This is a genomic window from Neobacillus jeddahensis (assembly GCF_000612625.1).
Lineage (GTDB): Bacteria > Bacillota > Bacilli > Bacillales > Cytobacillaceae > Neobacillus > Neobacillus jeddahensis.
The window spans coordinates 1-21,096 of the sequence record NZ_CCAS010000066.1; the positions used below are offsets into that span (position 1 = coordinate 1).

The window sequence follows — 21,096 nt, forward strand, 5'->3', positions numbered from 1 at the left end:
AATTATGTAAAAAATCCTACAGTCTTTACCAGATAATATCCCACTTTTGTGGAATAAAAAATCCTTTTTAGCATTCAAGAATATTTTATCCACATTTAATTTTAATATTAAGGCCCATAAATGAGAATTCTCCAGCAAACTTAGATCCATGCCCATAATATTTACAAGCCCATATTAAAGCAGCAACTGATAACACACCTAAAACAATAAATAAAACGATAATCCAAAAAGCATTTTCTTGAGTCTTGTCAGAGTTTTTCAATTCCTTCTGAGAATATATAAATCTATCAAAAAAACTCTGTATAAAACAATATAAGGACAAAGAATAGGTATTTATTACTTCTCCCATTGTATTCCCCCCCTCTCTATTAAGAATATTCAAATTATACTACGTTCACCTTGTTAAAAAAAGGTTTATTTGTAAAAAGATATACAATAATGGTGATATTTTCATATTTTTGTACTAGAGGACTATTTAGGGATTCTTTTAATTTGGTTTAAAACGCTGTTTTTCCATGAGGTACCTAATCATATCCTTCTCCCTAAGTGCCACTCCCGATGTAATTTGCTGGGCATTAAAAGCAGTGCCATCTTAGACGCCCATGATATCTGGGATAACAGTAACTGAAAGCCCCCTCTTCATTTCTACAATCAATAAATGGAACAAGTAAAGCGACTGTCCTTATTGAACAATCGCCCCTCACTATACCCGTTCAAAAGTTACCTTATTACTTTCATTTTTTAATAGAAATACATCAGGGTTACGGAGGTTTCTCCAATCAGTAAACCCAAAATCTTTGTTAAAATGCTTTAACAGTAACGACAGTAAATTTCCATGAGTAACAATAATTGTATTTTTATTATTACTGCTAAACACTTCTTCTACCACTTCAACTATTCGTTCCATTGCCTCTTTACTGGACTCTCCACCCTCAAACTTCAGTTCAATATCAGCAAATGTTGCTCTTAATTTTTCAAACCAATCAGGAAAATTTGTGGTGCTGAGCACACGTTCTGTTAAATTACTATCAATCTCAATTTGAACATTTAATTTTTTGGCAAGTGGCTGGATTGATTCAATTGCACGTTTGTAGGGACTTGAAATAATCCGGTCAATTTTAATTTCCGAAAAAAACTCAGATAAATCTAGCGCTTGTTTAATACCTGTATCTGTTAGTTGTGCTTCAGGTAACTGTCCATCTGCCTCACAATGTCTGATAAGATAAATTTTCTTCAATAGAATCACTCCAATATTAAGTAATATTATTCTTTCAGGATCAGCAAGACCTTGTTCGGATGAAGTTCTTCCTAATTCTTCATCCAAGAAAGTAACCTTACAACTTTCAATCGCAACGAAGTGGCTCGTAGTTTGGTAACCTATTAAAGATCAATTTCCCTTTTGCAATGCCTTAACAGCTAAATGCTCCTCTTCCTTTTTTACATATATATCATATTGTGTATGATCTTTAAATCGATCCATTCGATGATCAAAACCTCTATATGGAGTTTCGGTTTTAAACTTTATCCCGTCTGATTTTAATTTCGCAATGATCCTGAAGTATTCCTCGTTACCGATTGTAGAGTAGATCAGTTTCCAATTCCTATTAGAGAAAGTCCGAAAGATTGGAATAGCAATGAATGCTAAAGTAAGAATACCAATGGCCATGTACAACATTTCGCTTCCCCCTTGCACACATTATTCCACATTATATTTCTGTAACTGTGGGGCAATTCCTTCTTCCTCTAAAAAAGGCAACTTGGAGACAATAATAAAGGCAGATAACCCTTAAAATTCAGTACTTTGTCCGCTTAAATTTCTTATAATCAATGGGATTTCTGCCAAATCATTAACGATAAAATCTGCTTCAGCGTAGTCCCAGTGACAATCTTTTTTCCAAACTGCTTTCATCCCGATATTCTGCGCAGCTTTGACATCATTTTCAGGGTGGTCCCCTACAAATACACTTTGGTTAGGTGATACATGCAGTCGTTCAAGAGCTCTTGTAAATAGTAGAGGGTCAGGTTTTTTGATTCCCTCCCATTCAGATACCAAAATCACGTCAAAGTACTGTTCAATTCCTAAGGCCTTAATGGTATCCAATTGAAATTGTCCATACCCATTTGTAATCATACCTAAAAGGAGATTCTTACTCTTTAATTCTTCCATCATTTGAGTGTGATGGGCAAAAGGAATACAGTGATTTTTAAATCCACTGAGGTAGTCTTGAAGTAAGTCTTCCGAAGTAAGCCCCGTAATATGGAATTCTTGAGTTAATTGTTGATACACTTTATCTTTCCAAACATATCCATGGTTATCGAGTTCTATGAATCTAGAAATGTATTTCGATTTTGGTATATGACTTATCCATTTATTCAATCGCTCGTATTGGTTTTCAATAAACCTTTTTACAGACTCATCGCGATTTAATAAGGTTCCATCTAAATCAAATAAGACTGCCTTCACCAATTTTCTCAACCCCTCCATAAAACGTAGTTTATACTGTAATCCCCGTCCACTCATAATCCGTTTCTTCTATTAAGAAATAAGCGACTACTTTTTTAAGAAATTGCACTTGTTACTTTAAGAAGACTGTTCCCATTCTCTTCGTAAATCCCCATTTTAATAGCATCAAAATATGTGCCATCTACCATTCTTGCTTGTCTTATTCTTGCTTCTTCTTTCATTCCCAATTTTTCTGCAACCTTAATCATTCTTACATTTCCTGACCACGTTGACATACCTAATCGATGTAATCCTGTGGACCTGAATAAGAAATCGATCCAAAGTTTATAAGCCTCCGTACCATATCCACCGTTCCAGTAGCTTTTATCATAAATAACGATACCCGTTTCTAACCAATTAGTGTTTTTATCTACCCAATAAGAACTTACTGTTCCAATTAATTTATCCCCAACAAACATCATTAGGGTATGAGGGGTGTTGGTAGAAATTTCATAGTCGTTCTCCCACCCTTTTAAAAATTCTCCCTTAGTAATTTTAGGCTCAGGTATATAGGGTCCATTCCATTTCTTCGCCTCTTGTTCCTTTTCTTCATATTTCCAATAATATAATTCATCAAGGTCTCGATGAGTAGCTTCTTTCAAAACAATTTTTTGTCCAACAATATTAATCATAAAAATTAAGTTTCCTCCTAAGAATCTGTCTTGTTCCTTTTTATCAATTTGTTTGTTTTGTTGATTGGTAATTTTGATTGAAAAGTAGTTCTGCATTACATAAACTATTAACCATTTAATTTTCAGATTGCAAAATAGAATTCAAATACTCATCTCCTTCTTCATCCGTTCTTCTTATATCTCCAGTACTATGCCTTTTCCATACAACATTATCTAATTCGTAATATGGAATATTTAACTTTGAAGATAAATCCTTTGCTAGCGTGGTTTTTCCACTTCCAACGGAACCAATAATATGTATTCTTTTAGGTATATTCTTCTTCAAAATTATCCTCCACTCATCAAACGACTTTCTTAAGTTTATTCGATATAGTCGTTGATTCTCCTCTTACTTCAATAAAAAAAAGGCCTTTATGTAGGCCGCTCACTCTTCAAAGTTTAGTACCTTTCTTCATTATTTAAGCGATAGCTCACTTTCGATCACCCATTTATGATTTTTCACCTCTGGTCCTCCAGTTGTCGGAGTGTAATCAATCATATAAACGGTTGTATGTACTGCTGAATCAACTGTTCCTTTTGCCCCCATCATACCTTCCATGTGGTCAGCTGCTAAGGTAACTTCCGCTCCAGGCTTTAAGGGTTTAGCACCGGCATTTTTTATTTCTTCATGGATTACCCATTTATGATTTTTTACCTTTGGGCCTCCAGTAGTCGGAGTATAGGTAACGGCATATGCGGTCGTATCGAAAGCACCCACAATCGTTGCTTTTGCACCATACATTCCCTCCATATGGTGGGCCTTAACGATTGCTTGACTTCCAACTCTAAAAGTTGGATTTTTTGCTTGTTTTAACCCTTTAGGTACATCAGCAGATCCAGAATGCATGTTACCCATTTTTATATTTTTATGGTGTGTATTGATATTTTTATCGGTACCCTTATAATTACTATTGCTACCCCACGCAGATAACATCAACACTACGATTAGCATGGCAATTCCCGTTACATATTTTTTACTTTTCATCATAAACCTCCTAATTACTAAGCTACCACATAAGTCCTCACTTTTTTATACTCATTACACCACAAGTATCATTTGCATAAGGAACAGATTTTATTCCTACAATAATTGCACTCAAATGATTCCTTTATTGCTTTAGATGGGCTCACCTATAAAAGATTCAGTAAAATGCGAGAAAAAATTTAATTCCATCCGTTATATAGGGTGTAAAAGCTTTTACAAAAACTAAGGGGAATCGGTAGATGAAGTCGAATGATACAAATTTTATTGAGCGATTACAACAGCAAAAAGAGGATGCACTAGAATTTATTGTTGATCAATACTTACCACTCATAAAGGGGGTAACCCATAAAGTTCTTTCTCCCCTTAACAACAAAGGCGTTATAGAGGAATGCATCAATGATATCTTTCTATCAATCTGGAAAAATTCAAAAAAATTCCATGGGGATACCAATGATTTTAAGAAATGGATTTGCGCCATTGCAAAATATAAATCTATTGATTATTACAGAAGAGAATTCAAAAAAATAGAGGTGTCCTCAAATTATATCGATATAGATGGTGAAAAATCGGCGGAAGATGAGCTAATTATTCAGGAGGATAGAACGGAGCTTATCAAGTTAATCAATCATTTAGATCCAGTTGAACGGGATATTTTCATCATGAGATTCTTTCTAGGCTTTAAAACGGAGGAGATTGCAAAAAAACTTGGTTTAACCAAAGCATCTATTGATAATCGAATTTATCGAGGAAAAAAGAAGCTACATAAAAAAGCCACACCCCTTACGTTAGGAGAGAACGGGATATGAAGGATATTTATGAACTATTAAATGACATAGATGTCGACGTTACTGAATTTGAAGAAATGGAAGTAACTAAATTAGAAATAGCTAAAGTAAAAAAATCTCTAAAAAAATCAATGAATGAGAAGAAAAAATTAAAGGGCTTGAAAAAGAATCTTTTAGCAGCCTCCATTATAGTATGCTTTTCTGCTGCAACAGTTGGTCTAACCTTCCCTGCTTATGCTAAGAACATCCCAGGGATTAACGATATTTTTCGATATTTCGATAATGACAGATTAGCTTTTATTAATGGTACCAACGAAAACAAAAGCAATGCTACAGCGGAAAAGCAAACTGGACTATACCATGACTATAAGAAATACTCCAGCGATATCAATATGACCAAAGAGAGTAACGGCACAAAAATCACTATAAAAGAGGCAGTCTTTGATGGGAAAACAGTATCCATAACATTTTCTATTGAAAGCGAACAAGATTTAGGTGAACAGGCAACTATTTTTTCCCCAAAAATAGACGGAATGAACGGCACAGCAGGAACAAGTAAAATTTCAAAAATAGACAAGAATAAATACGTTGGTATTTTAACGATGAGTAATCTGGAAGATAAAAAATTAGATAGAGCGAACATTAAGTGGGCTATTGACCATATTCAGATCGATAAACAGACCTCCATAAAAGGGGATTGGCCATTTGCTTTTAGTGTTAAGGCTGTGGATAGCAAAGTGCAGGAAAACCAAGGCAGTGCAGAAAAAAATGGAGTGAAGGTGAATATAGAGGAAATAACAAGCACCCCAATGTCATTTACAGTTTACTACAACCAAGAGGTATCCGAATTGGTTAGTAATATTTGGGATGGGGTCTTAGTTGATTTAGAAATTAAAGATAACTTAGGGAATACCTACTCTGGTGAAGATAATGGAGGAGTGGGCGACAACTATAATGTGAATTTGAGCAAAACATTTGGAAAATTGGACGGAAAGGCTTCAAAGCTAATGATCACTCCGCATGTTACGTTTATAGATTATAACTCAAGTAATCATGCTTCAGTACAAATAACGAATGATGGGCCAAAGGAAATTCCGTTACCCGAAAAACCTGGAAGAGGTAAACAAGAATTTAAATTAAAAGACATCATAATCGAAATAAAATAATAACAGGAAGGACTGTCTTATTCACTGGGGCAGTCCTTGCTTTATATTCATTACACACTGCCTAAGAAATCACCTAAATACCATGAATGCAAACATTTTTATGAATGTAAAAGGAATTGATTATAGCCCATCTCCATTTCTACTACTTTATGTCATGCTTTCAAAGGTTGAATCATTTCTACTCTATTCCCAAATGGGTCTCTAAATTCAAAACGGTCAAAGTGAGGGATCGGGACGGCATCCAGTATCTTTATATTTTCTTGTAATAATCTAGCTTTCCAATACGAAATATCTTCTACTTCGTAAGCGATATGTGCTTTCGTTTGCATTCTATCAAAACCATCTTCTGTTCCTATATGAACGTCTCTGTCGCCAACTTTTATCCAAAAGCCTCCCCGTCCTTTAAGGGATTCCGGTTTTTCTACTTCTTGTAAACCTAATACGCCACAATAAAATTCCTTACCTTCTTCTTCAGTTCCCTTTGGAATCGTTATCTGAACGTGATGCACTCCCTTAATCATATGACCACTCTCCTAATTTTTCATAGCTGCATAGCTCGGACTAGCAGCTCTAGTTTTTAAAAACTAAAATAACTGCCCCACAAATAATTCCTATCAGAATAATAAATAGACCAAAAATCACAATAGGTCCGCCTTCAAATCCTCTTCCGGCCCCCGCATAGAATATGGACATACCGACAATAAAAGCAATGAATGATGGGATTTGACGCTTGAGTTTTTTACCAACATACGAAAGGACTAAAATAATTGCATATACTATCAGCAGAATTAAGATCCAATTCATTTAATAGCCTCCTCATGGTAGTGCTTCGTAATGTTATAAAAAGCCAACAAATGATTGACTGACTATTTCGAAACCTTCCTTTTTACCTTTAAAATTCACAAGTTAATGGCATCATTAAAAATTGGGTCTCCAATTCATAAATCTCAGGATTATAAAAATTTAAGTAAAGATAACTCAGATAAGAGAGAGGGGCAAAAATATTTGATAATGGTTCCCTTTTATTAAATCCTTCATTGATTTTTTTTAAAAATAATAGATTGAAAAGTAAAGAGCCCTTTAATAGATAGAATTACTCAATACCTCTCATTTGTGAGAAAGGAAAAAATACAAATTCACTTTGTCCTACAATTTCTTCTTTTGTGAAATATCCTAGGCCATTACGACTATCCTTGCTGTATAATCTATTATCACCCATCACAAAAAATTTGTTTTTTGGTACTGTAATCGGTCCAAAGTCTCCAGTTAATCGATTTCCCACTTGTTTAGCACGTTCACGATTTTGTGAAAGATAGGGTTCTTTGACTAAATCACCATTAATATATAAATGATCATTTTTCATTAAAACCGTATCTCCTGGGAGACCAATTATTCTTTTTACATAGTTTTCTTCCTTCCCTTTTATAATGACAATTTCTCCTCTACTGAAGCTATCCGTCAAATTTAATTTGTTCACAAGGACCTTTTCCTGATTATGTAACGTCGGTTCCATTGAAGCACCTTTTACAATGTATGGTGCAAACAGAAATGTTCTTACAACAATTGCCACACCTAATGCCATGAGCAAAGATTTGCCCCAACTCTCCAATTCTCTTTTTGCATTTGATTTCAAGGTAACTCAACTCCTTCATTCTTCTTCTACTAGAGATTCTACATTGACATTTGAAATCCTTGTTAATTGTTACGGTGTATATCCTAAAGTCAAACTAAAGAAAAAAGCATAAACAAAACGCACTCCCTATTGTAACTCTCAGTGTAGTGTTGGTATATTTCGTCTTTTCTTTAATTTTGTTACCATTTCAATATGGATATATTAAAGAGGTAAAGGAACTTGCTAAGAGAAAGAGACAAAAAGGTATTGGTCAAGGTGAAATGTACGACAAAATGAGTTTTGAGGAACAAGAATTAAATTATAATGTTCAAGGTAATTTACTTTTTATAGGAGCAAACATTCTAGCCACTCTTTTGTATAATTGGAATCATAGAGAAGAAATAAGAAAATACAAATTACAAATAAAGGAACAAGAAAATAGTATTATCAAAGATATGAAAACAGGAACTTTAGAATATTTTTATAACTATTCATTTAAAGATAATAATTTTAAAAAAAGGTCTCGTATTGTTTCCGAATCAACGGTAAGAAGAAGCATTAGTAAGTTTCTCGATAATAACTGAGTAAACAAAACGATAAAACGTAAGGTTTAAATACCTTATAATTATTTAAATGAATGCGATCATAAAATGGAAAAGCATCCAAACTGGTTCATGTGGATGCTTTTTGTCTACAATTAAAGACGAACACTATAGGATTTCGTTGAGAATCATTATTTTCCAGTTGCTGTATTCCCCATTGAAATAGAAATTCTATTCCAACTATTAATTTGATTAATTATTAGAATAAGGTCAACATACTGTTTCTCGTCATAGTGTTCACGCACTCTTTGATAAAGCTCTTCTGGAACACGTTTTGTCGGAATTAATGTCACATGCTCTGTCAACTCTAAAGCTACTTTTTCTACTTCTGTATAGAATTCACACTCCTGCCAAGCACTAATACAGTATATTCTTTGTTCTGTTTCACCCATTTTTCGAGCATCTGCTGTATGCATATTCAAACAGTAAGCACACCCGTTTATTTGAGAAGCCCTAATTTTTATAAGTTCACGAAGTTTACGGTCTATACCTGTAGTTTTCGAATACTTTTCCATTTCCATCATTATTTTAAGTGCCTCTGGTGCTACATTGTAATAATCAATTCGTTGTTCCAATTTCATTACCTCCTAAAAAAAGTCTATTCAATTTTTTTCTATAAAATGAATTTCAGATTCCAATTAAAGACTAAATTAATCGCCGATTAACATTGTCTATAATATACGCTATAATTATTTTTGTCAAATGTATATGATTTACCCAAAAGAGATTTCTTAAATTTGACTAACACTCTAAATACTTCTAAGATACAATTTGATAACCCTTAAAATCAAAAGCAGGTGAGTTTATAATGCAGTATAGTGTCGGAGTTGAATATGCTTTACATTGTCTGGTTTATTTAATCGATGTTCCTTCCAAGGAAAGTATTGGGATAAAGGATTTGGCAGAATTCCAAGGACTTTCTGAGACATTTCTTTCAAAAGTTTTCGGTAAATTATCTAAGGCTGGCATTGTAAGTTCTGTCCCTGGTGTAAAGGGAGGATATAGGTTATCTAAGTCCCCAGAAGATATTTCCTTTTGGGATGTAATTGAAGCAGTTGAAGGTCCTAAACCTATTTTTCAATGTAAAAATATTAAAGATAACGGTTATTTGTATAGAGAAAACTGCTGTTCGGCTCCCTCCTCTTGCACCATCAATTTAGTTATGCTCTCTGCGGAAGAAAAAATGCGTGATGACTTGCGAAGTAAAACACTGTCATGGTTAAATGAAGAGCTTGATCGCACCTTACCTAAACAAATACGTGAAGATACTCAGAAATATTTTTCGAAGTGCAACAAAGAAAAAACCTCTCATAAAATTCTTTAATTAAAGGAATTTAGAGAGGTTTTTTCTTTGTTCAAGGAAAACGTATCTTTAAATTGTCTATTAGTAACTACACCCCATTCTCATTGCATAATTTTCTCCATCTGTTTTACATCTTTATGTCAATTTTTGTGGCTAAATTTACTTTGTAATTTTCAAGCAGAGCTATATAATTAAGGTATTAAACGAGAGGAGAATAAAAATGAAACAAGTTGCTCTCCATCAATCGCATAAAGAACATAATAAACGAATAGCAGAATTTCATAAGAACCACGAAATGAAAATACAACGTGGTGAAAATGGAAACGATTTGTTGGCTAAATGGGAAAGATTTTTTTATAACAATGTCATTTCCCCTCTTAAAAAATAAAATACTTATTAATTGAGCTGTATTCATAGTACAGTTCATTTTTTTTGCGATAAGTAATGGAATCCACTAGGTCCCCAAGCTCTTTTTTAGATTGTAAAAATTTATCGATTTTGCTCAAGGCATTGATAAACCGCCATCATATCTCGTTTATTCAACTCACGAATACGATTGAAAATCGGTATATCTCGGGCAGCCTCAAGATATACGTTATCAGAGACAACATCACTTACTTTGCCAGTTAGCCAGGTTTGTACATCTATGCCATCGATGATTTCCTTACGACCTTCATCATTGATGCCACTCGCCAAACAACTAACACATGGTACCGATAATTTATGCACGCCATCATGGAGACCATCTTCTGAAATGACTTTCTTCCCTTTACAGAATGGACAGGGATGACTTGCTTTAATCTTATTCATTTGGGTCACAATTTTTTTGTAACCAAACGCTTCGTAGACATAAGTCAGTTTTTTGTATTTTCCATTGGTGAAATACTTATCAATAATGGTTTCTCTCGTTTCGTCAATATTGGCAAAATCACAGATTGTGATCCGATTTTTGCTGCTTATGGCTTCGATATTGCCTTTAATTCTGTCCCAGAATGGTAAAACATTTTGTAATACCATTTCATAACCTACAAAGCTAGCTAGTTCCAGTTCAAACATTTTCAGCGATACTTGTGTTTCACGAGGAAGTAAGGAGACATCTTCCGTAAGTGCCATATCGCCACCAACAATGGCTTGTAGTTTTTCCAGTTCTGGTAACTTACCTACTGTTTTAATGACCTGATCAATTGGTTGATGAATAATCTCACGAATATCAGTGTCTGAAAATGTTAGTTTTTTATGGTGGTTTAGCACGGTTCCTTGACAGACTGGACAGGGGATCATCTCTTTTGATGCTTTCATATGCTCTTTAATAATGGATTTCGAAATGAACATATATCGCCCAATGATGGTATTGAAGCCTTCCCATTTTCTCTGCGCCTTGCCGGCTTTATCATAAAAGGATTTTTCCCAATAGCCATATAAAAAGGTATGTCTTTCAGCTTCTGTCATCTCATTGTAGCTTTTACTAATATCTTGACCAAGTTCATTCTTGATCTCATCAAAAAGGAATTGCAATTTCGGATATTGATAATATTTTAATACTTCCATTACGTCTGGATGTAATAAGCCATCCCAAAATGGCACTGTTTTGTCCTGTATGACCACATCAAAATCAAATTTTTCAATTTCTAGGCGACCAGAACAGCTTGGACAATGATTTTCTTGATTAAAGAAATCGAAGCTTCTTGTATCTTTATTGGTTGGATGTGCGGCCACAATATGGTTGATCAATCCACCCATTTCATAGAGAAAACTATACTGACTATACAAGTGTCTTTCAAGATCAATCGCGATAACGGGTGCGATTTTATCAGATTCGTATTCACCATAAATCAAACGGGCCATTGATGATAAGCTTTTCAAGATACCGCCTTTATAGACGTTTTCTGCATTTTTAAAATAGCTAATATGATTTTCTTTTAAGTAGTTAATAGCTTTCTTTGATTCTAGTGTTGAAGAAATATGCAAGGGAGCAACACTATTTGTACTATTATCTTGACTAAAATAATCATCATGACTGACAACATCAAGATGCCTGACCGGTTCTAGCTGTCTTTTACCAAAATCAACGATAAAATCAGAGCTTTCTAGCATATAAGCATTATGTTCAATCATCATGATCGAGATAGATTCATCTTTTAGTATGTCCCTGACACTATCAATGAATTGGTTTAAAATATTTTGTGATAGCCCCTTTGAAGGCTCGTCAAAAATAAACAGGGTATGTGGGTTCCTTGAGTTCGAAAACAGCTCAGAAACTAAATGAACACATTGAAATTCACCAGTCGATAAGGACTGTGTTTTCCTTTCCAGTGTCAAATACCCAAGTCCAAGTTTGATTAATAAGCTCAAGCGTTTATGAGCGATGTCTTCATTTGGAAGTTCCCCAATAATGTCTTCAATGGAGCGCTGAAAAATATCATCAATTTCGTCACTGTATTTGGTGAGTTTCCTTTTAACATCAAGAAACGTCGCAACGGTTGACCGGCTGGTAATTGATTGGTTTCGATCCTGTCCTACCATGACCAGTTTATCTTTTGGATATCGCTTCAGAAAATCCTTGGAGATACACTCATTGACAAGGGTTGATTTACCACAGCCAGACTCACCCGTAAAGGTAACAAGTCTATTTTTCGGAATCTGAATTTCAGCCATTTGAATATTGCGACAGAATAGATTCTGAAATTGATAGTATTCTGTTGGCATTGCCTGATTTCGTTCCCAAAAGACAGGTTTGGGACGAGGGGATTCTTCGACAATTTTTCCGCCGTATTTCCCACTGCCAGGTCCAAAGAACAATTGCGCGTTGGCTGTATCTAGCACCGTATCAGAATGATCAATTAGCCAAATCTGATTCTTATATCCCAATTGTTTAATCTGTTCTAAAATTTTCAATAGGGTTTGATGATCAAGCCCCACTGAGATTTCATCAATAATAATCACAGTATTTTCACTTGCCGCCATGAATTCTGCCAAGTAAAGCCGTGTTAATTCCCCGCCTGACAATGTCCCCATGATCCGGTTTAATGTTAAGTAACCAATATTCATATTGATTATATTTTTAAGAATAAGTTGTTTCTCTTCATTAATATGTAATTCCTCGGAAAGGGAATAAATCGCTTCAAGGCTTATGTTGTTGATATCGGAAATACTATGTGGTTGATCCCATAATTCTATTCTTTTTTGCTCAACTTCCGGATTATAACGCCTGCCTCCACACTTTTTACACTCGACATTTTTGGTCGTACCGCGTCCTTTACACTCCGGACACCAGCCTAAGGCATTATTAAAGGAAAAAACTTCTGGCGAAAGATGAAAGATTTCTGCAAGCCGCACACGGATCTCTTTAAAAACGCCGGTATGGGTGCCAATCGTTGAGCGCGGATTAGATGAAATCGATGATTTCCCTAGAAAAAGAACTAAAGGTATGTCTTCCATCTTGATGGCACTAAAATTCGTCTCCATGATATTAGCAAACAAATACTGATATTCCGCCTTAGGCAATAAGGAAACAAGACGCTTCTTGGATTCTTCACCAATCGCTTGACAAAAAGTAGTTTTACCAGATCCGGACAAACCAGCAATTCCGAGCGTCTGATCTTCCGGCAGGACGGTGTCTAAACGATTAATATTGTTGGCAATCAATTGATTTATTTTCATCGGATTTCCTCCCCCATTCTCTAAATCTAGTATTGCCATGTTAGCACAATTTCAAATGGATTTGTTGTATTTTTTCGAATTGACAATCTAGAATAGGAAGCCCACACGAGACTATTAGATAGGTAGAAAAACAGAGGGATACGAGTGTAAACAAAAATACAAACCAATGGAAGTCTAATGGATTTACTGCCAAAGTTGGGCTTGACAAACCTGTTTTACCACTAAGGGGAATCGGGGTAAGCACCGAGCTGATAAATAGACGGAGAAATTCCGCCTATTGACTCGAAAAACGTGAAAATGAGAGATTTTGCTTTGCATAACCGGAAAAATTCCGCTTATTTATCCCGAAACGAGCATCATTCTGTATCTAACCGGAAAATCTCCGCTTATATTACTTTTGCTGGTTACTCGATTAAGGACAAGTCATCATATAGAGAGTGAGTATGATCTCAAAAATCCAAGAGAGCCTCATTTGATGCATTACTGTTCACTTCATTACGATATAAATAACCGAAAATCACAATAGATAACAAAGAGCCGCAGCTAAGACTCTTTGTTTCACTCAAGCACCTGTTATTTTAAGTATATTCCCCCCCAAAAATACTGTTTTCGTAAAATTCCGACTCACCTTTCGCTTCCACGAGACCATAGCACCACTGGAATTAATAATAAGGATAAGCTCCCTCCAACAACTGATAATGTTAGATAACTTGAACCTGCCACAATCATTCCAGACAAGGCTCCGCCAGCAGCTCCTGATAACGCAATCAAAACATCCACTGTACCTTGAGTTTTAGCCCTTGTTGAAGTTGCAGTTGAATCAACAATAAGTGCCGTCCCACTGATCAAACCAAAATTCCATCCTAATCCGAGTAAAGAAAGAGCAATTATTAGAAGAATCATAGAATCTCCTGGTGCAAATGCTGCTAGTAAACCTGCCAGAAGCAACGTCGTTCCAGAAGCAATCGCCATCGTAGTACGCCCCAACTTATCAACAAGGACACCTGTAACCAGTGAAGGGAGATACATGGCACCGATATGAAAACCAATAACAAGACCTACTGCACCCAGGCCATGTCCATGATGCATCATATGAACGGGCGTCATGGTCATAATCGCTACCATAACAATTTGAGTCATAACCATAATCGTTGCACCAACGATTATGCCTCTTTTGTTTTCTGTATGTTCAGTTGTCGTCACATGCCCTTTATCACTAGGTCCCAGGTTAGTCGCTTCTATCATTCTTGCAATAACGAATGGATCTGGACGAAGCATGATGAAAAGGACAACACCTGCTAAGATATAGGCTGCTGCTCCTAAAATGAACGGACCAGCAAGAGATGGAACACCAATCGAAAGAGCGAAATTCCCCATCACATTGACTAAATTTGGACCTGCAACGGCACCAAAGGTTGTAAAAACCATCGTCAGACTAATAGCAGTCGCCCGCTGTTTACGATTTGCTAAGTCCGTACCCGCATAACGCGCTTGTAAATTGGTTGCCGACCCTGCACCATAAATAAGCAGGGAAATAAATAACAGGAAAACACTATTTATGATTGCTGCAAGTATGACTCCGATTGCTCCAAGTCCGCCAATCATAAAACCAGTGGATAGACCTGTACGACGACCATAACGTTGAGATAGCCTCCCAACAAATAAGGCAGCCCCCGCTGACCCTAAAGTTAATAAAGAAGAAGGAATTCCAGCAAACGCATCTGTACCCAGCATTTGCTGTGCAAGAAGTGCACCGACTGTAACTCCTGCTGCTAATCCAGCCCCGCCAAAAATTTGTGAAATACTTACAACCAATAATGTACGCTTGTATAACGTTTTTTGTTTTTCAGAAGAATGTATGTAGCTTTGTAACGAAGCTGATTGAACGTCTAACGCTTTTGCACCATCTTTCTGCAACATTCCATTACCCTCCCTTTCTATTATCTTCCAACTAGATTTGAATCATCATAACACGCATAAAAAAACCACACAATATTATAATTGTATGGCGGACAATATTAAGTAAGATCATCTAGCAAACGTTTAAGGATCATCAATCCATGCTCAAGCTCTTTGAGTGTTTTTGGGGCACAGACAGCAACCCTTACAGCCCTTTCCGGACAACTATTTCCAACGACAAAACGTTCAGCCGCATACACTTGTACCCCCTGCTGTGCAGCTAATGTTTCAAATTCAGCACCGGTAATCTTATCCGGTAATAGCAGCCAGCGAAAAATGCCTGTTTCACCCCCTAGACACGTATAGTCATTCAAATATCGATTGACGATTTGGTTTCTGCGAATGGTTTGTTCCCGATGACTCTCAATTAAAGATTTCAAATTGATTCGATACAATTGTCCGTGCTGTCAGCTCTGCCAATAACGGGGACACTGTTATATTTAAGTTATAAAGTGCCTTTGAAATTGGCTCCTTGAATTGACTCGGCACTGCTACATAGGCCAGTCGTAACCCTGGTGCTAATGTTTTAGATAAACTTGCAATATAGATGACCTGTTCTGGTGCAAATGATGCCATTGCTGGCAGTGGTTTTTTGCCCAGAAGATGGTACGATGCATCTTCAATCACGAACTGTTTATACTTTTTAGCAATGGCTGCAATCTTATTTCGATTCTCAACCGACATAAAGGAGGCTGTCGGATTATGATAATCTGGAATCAAGTAAATGCCTTTAATATTGTCATTTTTACAGGCATATTCAAAAGCCGTTGGACTCATTTCATCGTTTTCTGATTTTATCGGCACGATATGCACACTAAGCATCGCTGCAACAGTTTTTAAGCCAGGGTACGTATGCTGGTCAACACCAATGCGATCTCCAGGCTTACACAGACTTGCCAATGTTGCAGCAATCGCATTTTGACCCCCATTTGCCATTAAAATGTGATCTACGGTTGTTTCAAACCCGCCTCTTCGGATTAGCTTTATTGCTGCATCCTTTTGCCAAAGGCTTTCGCCTGCTCGACCATAACCAAACCATTTTTCATAATCTGTCTCTTGAAGCATACTTTTTAGTTGGAGCAGCAGTGGCTCGTAAGACGCATGATCTGGAAGTGTTGCTCCCATTTCAATTAAGTGCTTCGGCTTTGTATCTTCAAGTAAATACGCATTCGATAACGCATCATACGATACAAATGTCCCACTTCCAACTGATGCACTTAATAAGCCCTTTAACTCACAAACTTTAAAAGCTTTTGAAATGGTACTTAAATTTAAATCCAAAAAATCAGCCAGCTCTCTTTGTGGAGGAAGCTTTGTTCCAGGTAATAAAACTCCGTTTAATATATCCTGTTCCAAATGCCCCGCAAGTGCTTGATAAATTGGCCTTTTAGTTTGATCAATCGATGGCTTCCAGCTCATCGGATAGTTTTCAAAAGAATTAATTGGCATGATACGCATCCTTTTTTACACAATTATATGATTAAGCTAACCTATTAACTTTAATCTTCTTGATATTTATCTTTTACCATGCTCGCTCCTACTCCGGCAACGATCATTAAAATCAAAGGTCCAAAATTCCACCAAAAAGATCCACCATATAAAGAAATATCAAGAGCAGTAAATTTGTTTAAAAGTAGAATTCCTATTTTTATTATCAATAGTGCAACACCTATTATAAATAAAACATCAAATATAAATTTTATCTTCGGATGCGCCAATTGTTTGCTATCTTCAATTACTTTCTCTTTCAATTCCTCATCACTCCTTAACAATTCATCAATGGTTACTCCAAAGAGGTCACTTAATTTAATAATGATTTCAATGCTCGGATAATTTTGACCATTCTCCCATTTAGAGACAGACTGTCGACTGACAAAAAGCTTTTCAGCTAACTCTTCTTGAGACCATCCCTTCTTCATTCTTTCCATTTTTAACCTCTCACCAAAAACCATATCATCAAACACCTTTCTACAATCTTTAATCCATTATTGTTTAAATGTACTTAAAAAGTAAAGAGAGCTATAGTTGCTATGCCCCGCAACCCCTCGTTGCGCATAATAAACCCTTATTTCATCATGCTTTTAACAGGTTTTATACTGACATTTGCTGAATTATATATCTACTAGGGGTTCGCCAATATTTTAGAAATGCTGTTCCAGAACATAAGGGTTTTTGGGTTATAATGGATACAAATAGGACCATATATTAAGAAGTAACCAATGAACTTATCACTCGAAAAAATATAGTATAACCAAAGAGCTAGTTAAGTAAATTTAAATAAATCAAATTTGTTGTATGGGGGTCGAATGATGTATAAGCTGCGAGGACATCATCTTTTTTGCCTTTTGGGCTACCGGGGAATGGGCTATTCCCAAGAATATGTGGAAAATATGACGCGATTGCATCAAACATTGAGAAAGAACCCACAGACATTGATTCAGCTCGTATTGGGACCTGATCAATTGTGTGAAAAATATCCCAACTCCGGAGAGTACCACTGCCAAGACGAAAATATCTATGTACGGGATGCTGCTATTTTAGAAAAAATGGAGCTTAAGATCGGACAAATTCTCACATGGGAGGACATTGAGTCCCATGTCCGCAAACACGTCTCCCCTTCCGATCTTCAGGTCGTCTGTGAGACTTGTTCATGGCGTTCATATGGGGTTTGTGAAGAAGGGATTCAAGAGATCCTTGAAGGGAAGGGCTTAAGAGAAGTTAAATAGCCCCTCCCGCTTTAGCATAAGAAAAGCACAAGGCGCCCGCCTATCGGCGACAAGCACAAGACGAGACGGCGGGAAGGTTGTTCTTTAACCTTCTCGACGGATTGGCTTGTGACCTCGAGCCGATGGCGCCTGGAGCTGGACAATTCTCAAAGTCAAAATTTATACTTTCTTATCTTATAAGAAAAACCGGGCAAAAACCGTAACGGGTTCGGTTGATGGGGAGAAAAATGCTAAAAACAATGTAAATAACAGCCTATTTAGCATATGTTTTAACAGTAAATTAGCAATATAAATGGCAAGTAAAAACGCTCAGAATTTTTCTGAACGTTTTTTTGCGTAATATTTTATCATCAGTTTCAATCTTTTTTTAACAATTGGATAATTTCTTTATTTTGCTCAACTTGGGTTTCACTATTTTTTTTAATCTGATAAATCCATATTGAGATAAAGACCAACAATACTGGTACTGCGATAGTAATCAATAAAGAGAAAATACCTAACATACTTGCTGCATACATAAATTTAACCCCCTAATAATTTCACCTTAACAAATTGATGATATTTTTCTTCAACTAAACTCCCGTTAATTTAAGAACATCATCTTATAAACTATAAATGTATTTTAACATAAACTTTCCATTTTCCTTTTAAAAAAATAAGTTCGCTTGATATTAAGCGAACTACCTTAGATAAATTATATCTTTTAAATCAAATATTTTATCTGTAATGCCCAATCGTTGTGCAGGCGTTTCAGTCGTTCCATTTGATTTATAGGCGAAACAAAAGTTGTAATAAGTTCGTAGGATAGTAATAGCCATTTGAGCATATTTTGGATTAAAGTTTGAATAGATATAACTTTTCCCATCCCCACGAGCAGTTGTTAAAGGTCTTTCTAAAATGGATAACCTTCTTCGAATGTGTTGGATAAAAGTATTCGTTGCATTGTCATTGACATTCATTATTAGGGCAGCAATATCTTTTGGTTCCAACGATGATAAGTTTGTCGTGCAATCTACGGAACGCAATCCTCTATCGATGGTAGCGAGAGGGTGAGGTATAGGATTATCAGCATATTCCAAATGTGTTCCTGAAGCAGTTGTTACCTCTTTGTGGAATGCGTAGTTCTCGAACAATTCTTGTAGATACAAAAATGCCAACTTCCGTAGAGACCCTGTTCCGTATCCACGAATCGTTCCCCAATTAATCAAATCGACTCTTGCCTGGACAAATTCCTCACGAGCCTGTTTCCTAGTTTTTGTCTTATCTGTTTGGCACAGAAAATGATGAGCATCAGATAGTCGTATTTCCTTTGAGAATACACGATTAATAGATGTCATAAGAGAATTGTCTTCGTCGGTCACAAAACGCCATTCAGGAGCATTTACGAGTTGTTTAATTAGCCATAGATGTGCAACCGTAGTATAAGTCGAACCAACGTGTAAACCATCTGTATAATTCATTCTCCGTTCCACCTGAGCCAACTCTTTATAATAGTCAACTTGACTTTGCGTATCATTTGCCGAAGGAGGCATTGGATAGTGCGAATACTTTGGGTATCTAGCATACTTTTTTGCAAATTCATTCAGATGGTCTTCTTTTTGTAGAATCGTATCGAGTGCAATATCTCCGAGCGTAATGTCCCAATCATAGGCTACATCACTGCGAAAAACGTATCTGGACAACACATCAGCCGATACCAATATATGAGTAGGAAACTGATTTTCTTCCACATCATCGTAACGACTGCCGCCCATCCCTTTTTGACGGACATTATTGAGATAATAGGTCATTTTATCGGTGTTGAGCCACATTTCTTTAAACTCCAACTTTTGAAGAGGTTTGGTTTCGTGCCGTTCTAGAAATTCTAAACACCTTCGATAAAGCAACTCTAATTTATCATAGTAAGTTCCTCTGCCAATTTCTAAAATTTCACAGGTTCTTGTCACTGGTGTTCGACTTAATAACAACTTCGCAAAAAGATGATGAATATCGCTTCGTTTTTGATTGTAAGTTATCGAGTTATCTCTTTTAGGTGTAAGAGCTGTTTTCTTTTTACAAACTTTGCATTGGAAGCGTTGCATTCCTAATCTGCTTTTTCCTTGCTTATAAAAGCCATCAGGTTTATTAAACGGTGTAAATTCTTCTGCACTGCAACCACCTTTGTGAAATTCATATTCTTCTTCTTTGTCTTGAACTGAATTTATTTGAACCAATCGTTGTATTTCTTGTGCAACAGACCAATTGGCAAGAGTAGAAGTGTAGCAGCTTAATACGGCACCTCCAACTTTACCTGTTGGGTCTGGATTACATTTTATAGACTTGTGATTAGATACTCCTGAAAGTTTATAGCGAGTTGGTTTTCCTTTGGTTGCGAACTTCGTTTGGGACATTCCGTGATACTTACAATACGGATTGGAACAATGGTTATATTGAATTTGATGCGTAATGCCATTCCAAGTAAATTCGGTAGGAGTAAAAAGTAACTCTTTATATTTTGTTCCAAACTGCTTGGGTGTTAATACATCATAATCATTATTTCTATCCCCAATTTCACTCGTTGAAAGAGGGGATAGAACCTCCACCAAATTATCTTCTTTGGTAGCCAATCGCTTTAATTTAGCCACTCTTTTCGTCACCTACTAAATCTTCAATTCCAAGCTGTTTAACCATTCTTCTGTTATTCCTCTTGTCTTCAATCCAAGCAATAAAATCTTTGTCTTCTAAAAGGTTGAGAAGAAATAAATTAACCACTTCACTTTCGCTATGCTCTGTGTATTCTGCATAGCTTTTTACGATATTTCTTGCCCGTTCCGATATGAGCCAATCTACCTTTTCTGCATTTTGATTTTTGGGTTTAATGAACTTCATCCTTGTCATTCTCCTGTCTAAAATTGGTCATACATTTAGTATATCCAATTCGCACCAGTTTTAGCACAGGTTTTAACAACACCGCATAAATTTATGCGGTGTTGTTAATTTGAATGCGTATTGATATGCTAATTAGTATGCAAAATACGTTAAATCGTTGTTATAACAATAAAAAAGAGGACACTAATTCATATGTGAATTATGTCCTCAATTGGGTTGTAATTTAATGTTTTCTCCCCAGCAACCGAACCCGTTA

The 21,096-nt window shown here is 36.1% G+C and carries 22 protein-coding genes and 2 pseudogenes; 6 read left to right on the top strand and 18 right to left on the bottom strand.

Annotated elements, in window-relative coordinates; all coding sequences use genetic code 11:
• Positions 1-85: 85 nt before the first annotated feature.
• The 7 genes and pseudogenes from TY15_RS19735 to TY15_RS19765 form a co-directional block, all read right to left on the bottom strand.
• Positions 86-349: a hypothetical protein gene (locus tag TY15_RS19735; RefSeq protein ID WP_040203434.1), complete on the bottom strand. Its 264-nt coding sequence runs from the start codon at positions 347-349 to the stop codon at positions 86-88.
• Between the two features lie 354 nt (positions 350-703).
• Positions 704-1,324 (bottom strand): histidine phosphatase family protein, encoded by a 621-nt coding sequence (locus TY15_RS19740; RefSeq protein WP_306454175.1) that lies wholly within the window; start codon positions 1,322-1,324, stop codon positions 704-706.
• Positions 1,325-1,387: 63 nt separating this feature from the next.
• On the bottom strand, positions 1,388-1,675 hold the full coding sequence (locus TY15_RS19745) for a hypothetical protein (RefSeq protein ID WP_040203433.1): 288 nt from the start codon (positions 1,673-1,675) through the stop codon (positions 1,388-1,390).
• 111 nt (positions 1,676-1,786) lie between these two features.
• Positions 1,787-2,467: an HAD family hydrolase gene (locus tag TY15_RS19750; protein ID WP_040203431.1), complete on the bottom strand. Its 681-nt coding sequence runs from the start codon at positions 2,465-2,467 to the stop codon at positions 1,787-1,789.
• 92 nt (positions 2,468-2,559) lie between these two features.
• Complete coding sequence (locus tag TY15_RS19755) at positions 2,560-3,135, bottom strand: GNAT family N-acetyltransferase (protein WP_040203429.1); 576 nt, start codon at positions 3,133-3,135, stop codon at positions 2,560-2,562.
• A gap of 121 nt (positions 3,136-3,256) precedes the next feature.
• Positions 3,257-3,460: pseudogene (locus tag TY15_RS19760) on the bottom strand (shikimate kinase); the annotation flags it as partial.
• A gap of 129 nt (positions 3,461-3,589) precedes the next feature.
• On the bottom strand, positions 3,590-4,159 hold the full coding sequence (locus TY15_RS19765; protein WP_040203427.1) for a YdhK family protein: 570 nt from the start codon (positions 4,157-4,159) through the stop codon (positions 3,590-3,592).
• A 239-nt stretch (positions 4,160-4,398) separates the two neighbouring features.
• On the opposite strand from TY15_RS19765, the gene TY15_RS19770 reads away from it, so the two are divergent.
• Positions 4,399-4,965 carry a sigma-70 family RNA polymerase sigma factor gene (locus TY15_RS19770; protein ID WP_040203425.1) on the top strand — a complete coding sequence of 189 codons (567 nt, stop codon included), beginning with the start codon at positions 4,399-4,401 and terminating at the stop codon, positions 4,963-4,965.
• A complete protein-coding gene (locus TY15_RS19775) occupies positions 4,962-6,110 on the top strand; it encodes a DUF4179 domain-containing protein (protein ID WP_040203423.1) in 1,149 nt (382 codons plus the stop codon). The genes TY15_RS19770 and TY15_RS19775 overlap by 4 nt, the downstream gene beginning before the upstream one ends.
• 152 nt (positions 6,111-6,262) lie before the next feature.
• Here the strand turns inward: TY15_RS19775 and TY15_RS19780 are convergent, their stop codons facing one another.
• The 3 genes from TY15_RS19780 to lepB all read right to left on the bottom strand — a co-directional run bounded on the left by TY15_RS19780 (position 6,263) and on the right by lepB (position 7,743).
• Entirely contained in the window at positions 6,263-6,631 is a 369-nt protein-coding gene (locus TY15_RS19780) for a VOC family protein (protein WP_040203422.1), read from the bottom strand.
• A gap of 49 nt (positions 6,632-6,680) precedes the next feature.
• On the bottom strand, positions 6,681-6,914 hold the full coding sequence (locus TY15_RS19785) for a hypothetical protein (RefSeq protein ID WP_040203419.1): 234 nt from the start codon (positions 6,912-6,914) through the stop codon (positions 6,681-6,683).
• Between the two features lie 289 nt (positions 6,915-7,203).
• Complete coding sequence (lepB, locus tag TY15_RS19790) at positions 7,204-7,743, bottom strand: signal peptidase I (RefSeq protein WP_040203418.1); 540 nt, start codon at positions 7,741-7,743, stop codon at positions 7,204-7,206.
• Between the two features lie 149 nt (positions 7,744-7,892).
• On the opposite strand from lepB, the gene TY15_RS23810 reads away from it, so the two are divergent.
• On the top strand, positions 7,893-8,306 hold the full coding sequence (locus TY15_RS23810; protein ID WP_244440968.1) for a DUF3949 domain-containing protein: 414 nt from the start codon (positions 7,893-7,895) through the stop codon (positions 8,304-8,306).
• 149 nt (positions 8,307-8,455) lie between these two features.
• Here the strand turns inward: TY15_RS23810 and TY15_RS19800 are convergent, their stop codons facing one another.
• Positions 8,456-8,899, bottom strand: coding sequence for a carboxymuconolactone decarboxylase family protein (locus tag TY15_RS19800; protein WP_040203416.1), 444 nt, complete (start codon positions 8,897-8,899; stop codon positions 8,456-8,458).
• Positions 8,900-9,132: 233 nt separating this feature from the next.
• Here TY15_RS19800 and TY15_RS19805 point away from each other — a divergent pair, with 233 nt between their 5' ends.
• Positions 9,133-9,648 (top strand): RrF2 family transcriptional regulator, encoded by a 516-nt coding sequence (locus TY15_RS19805; protein WP_040203415.1) that lies wholly within the window; start codon positions 9,133-9,135, stop codon positions 9,646-9,648.
• Positions 9,649-9,847: 199 nt separating this feature from the next.
• Positions 9,848-10,015, top strand: coding sequence for a hypothetical protein (locus TY15_RS24750; RefSeq protein ID WP_179301690.1), 168 nt, complete (start codon positions 9,848-9,850; stop codon positions 10,013-10,015).
• Positions 10,016-10,116: 101 nt separating this feature from the next.
• Here the strand turns inward: TY15_RS24750 and TY15_RS19810 are convergent, their stop codons facing one another.
• The 4 genes and pseudogenes from TY15_RS19810 to TY15_RS19825 form a co-directional block, all read right to left on the bottom strand.
• Positions 10,117-13,287 carry an ATP-binding cassette domain-containing protein gene (locus TY15_RS19810; RefSeq protein ID WP_040203412.1) on the bottom strand — a complete coding sequence of 1,057 codons (3,171 nt, stop codon included), beginning with the start codon at positions 13,285-13,287 and terminating at the stop codon, positions 10,117-10,119.
• A 624-nt stretch (positions 13,288-13,911) separates the two neighbouring features.
• Positions 13,912-15,207: an MFS transporter gene (locus TY15_RS19815; protein WP_040203411.1), complete on the bottom strand. Its 1,296-nt coding sequence runs from the start codon at positions 15,205-15,207 to the stop codon at positions 13,912-13,914.
• A gap of 98 nt (positions 15,208-15,305) precedes the next feature.
• Positions 15,306-16,695 (bottom strand): annotated as a pseudogene (locus TY15_RS19820) (aminotransferase-like domain-containing protein).
• Positions 16,696-16,745: 50 nt separating this feature from the next.
• The gene (locus TY15_RS19825; protein ID WP_040203410.1) at positions 16,746-17,198 is read right to left on the bottom strand and encodes a helix-turn-helix domain-containing protein; all 453 of its coding nucleotides are present in this window, start codon (positions 17,196-17,198) and stop codon (positions 16,746-16,748) included.
• Positions 17,199-17,555: 357 nt separating this feature from the next.
• Between TY15_RS19825 and TY15_RS19830 the strand changes: the two genes are divergently transcribed.
• Complete coding sequence (locus TY15_RS19830) at positions 17,556-17,972, top strand: DUF1284 domain-containing protein (RefSeq protein ID WP_040203409.1); 417 nt, start codon at positions 17,556-17,558, stop codon at positions 17,970-17,972.
• A 356-nt stretch (positions 17,973-18,328) separates the two neighbouring features.
• Here TY15_RS19830 and TY15_RS24445 read toward each other — a convergent pair whose 3' ends face one another.
• The 3 genes from TY15_RS24445 to TY15_RS19840 all read right to left on the bottom strand — a co-directional run bounded on the left by TY15_RS24445 (position 18,329) and on the right by TY15_RS19840 (position 20,840).
• Positions 18,329-18,490 carry a hypothetical protein gene (locus TY15_RS24445; RefSeq protein ID WP_157042274.1) on the bottom strand — a complete coding sequence of 54 codons (162 nt, stop codon included), beginning with the start codon at positions 18,488-18,490 and terminating at the stop codon, positions 18,329-18,331.
• A 162-nt stretch (positions 18,491-18,652) separates the two neighbouring features.
• Positions 18,653-20,596: a hypothetical protein gene (locus TY15_RS19835; RefSeq protein WP_040203406.1), complete on the bottom strand. Its 1,944-nt coding sequence runs from the start codon at positions 20,594-20,596 to the stop codon at positions 18,653-18,655.
• Positions 20,589-20,840, bottom strand: a complete 252-nt coding sequence (locus tag TY15_RS19840) for a hypothetical protein (RefSeq protein WP_040203405.1) — start codon at positions 20,838-20,840, stop codon at positions 20,589-20,591. The genes TY15_RS19835 and TY15_RS19840 overlap by 8 nt, the downstream gene beginning before the upstream one ends.
• Positions 20,841-21,096: the final 256 nt, after the last annotated feature.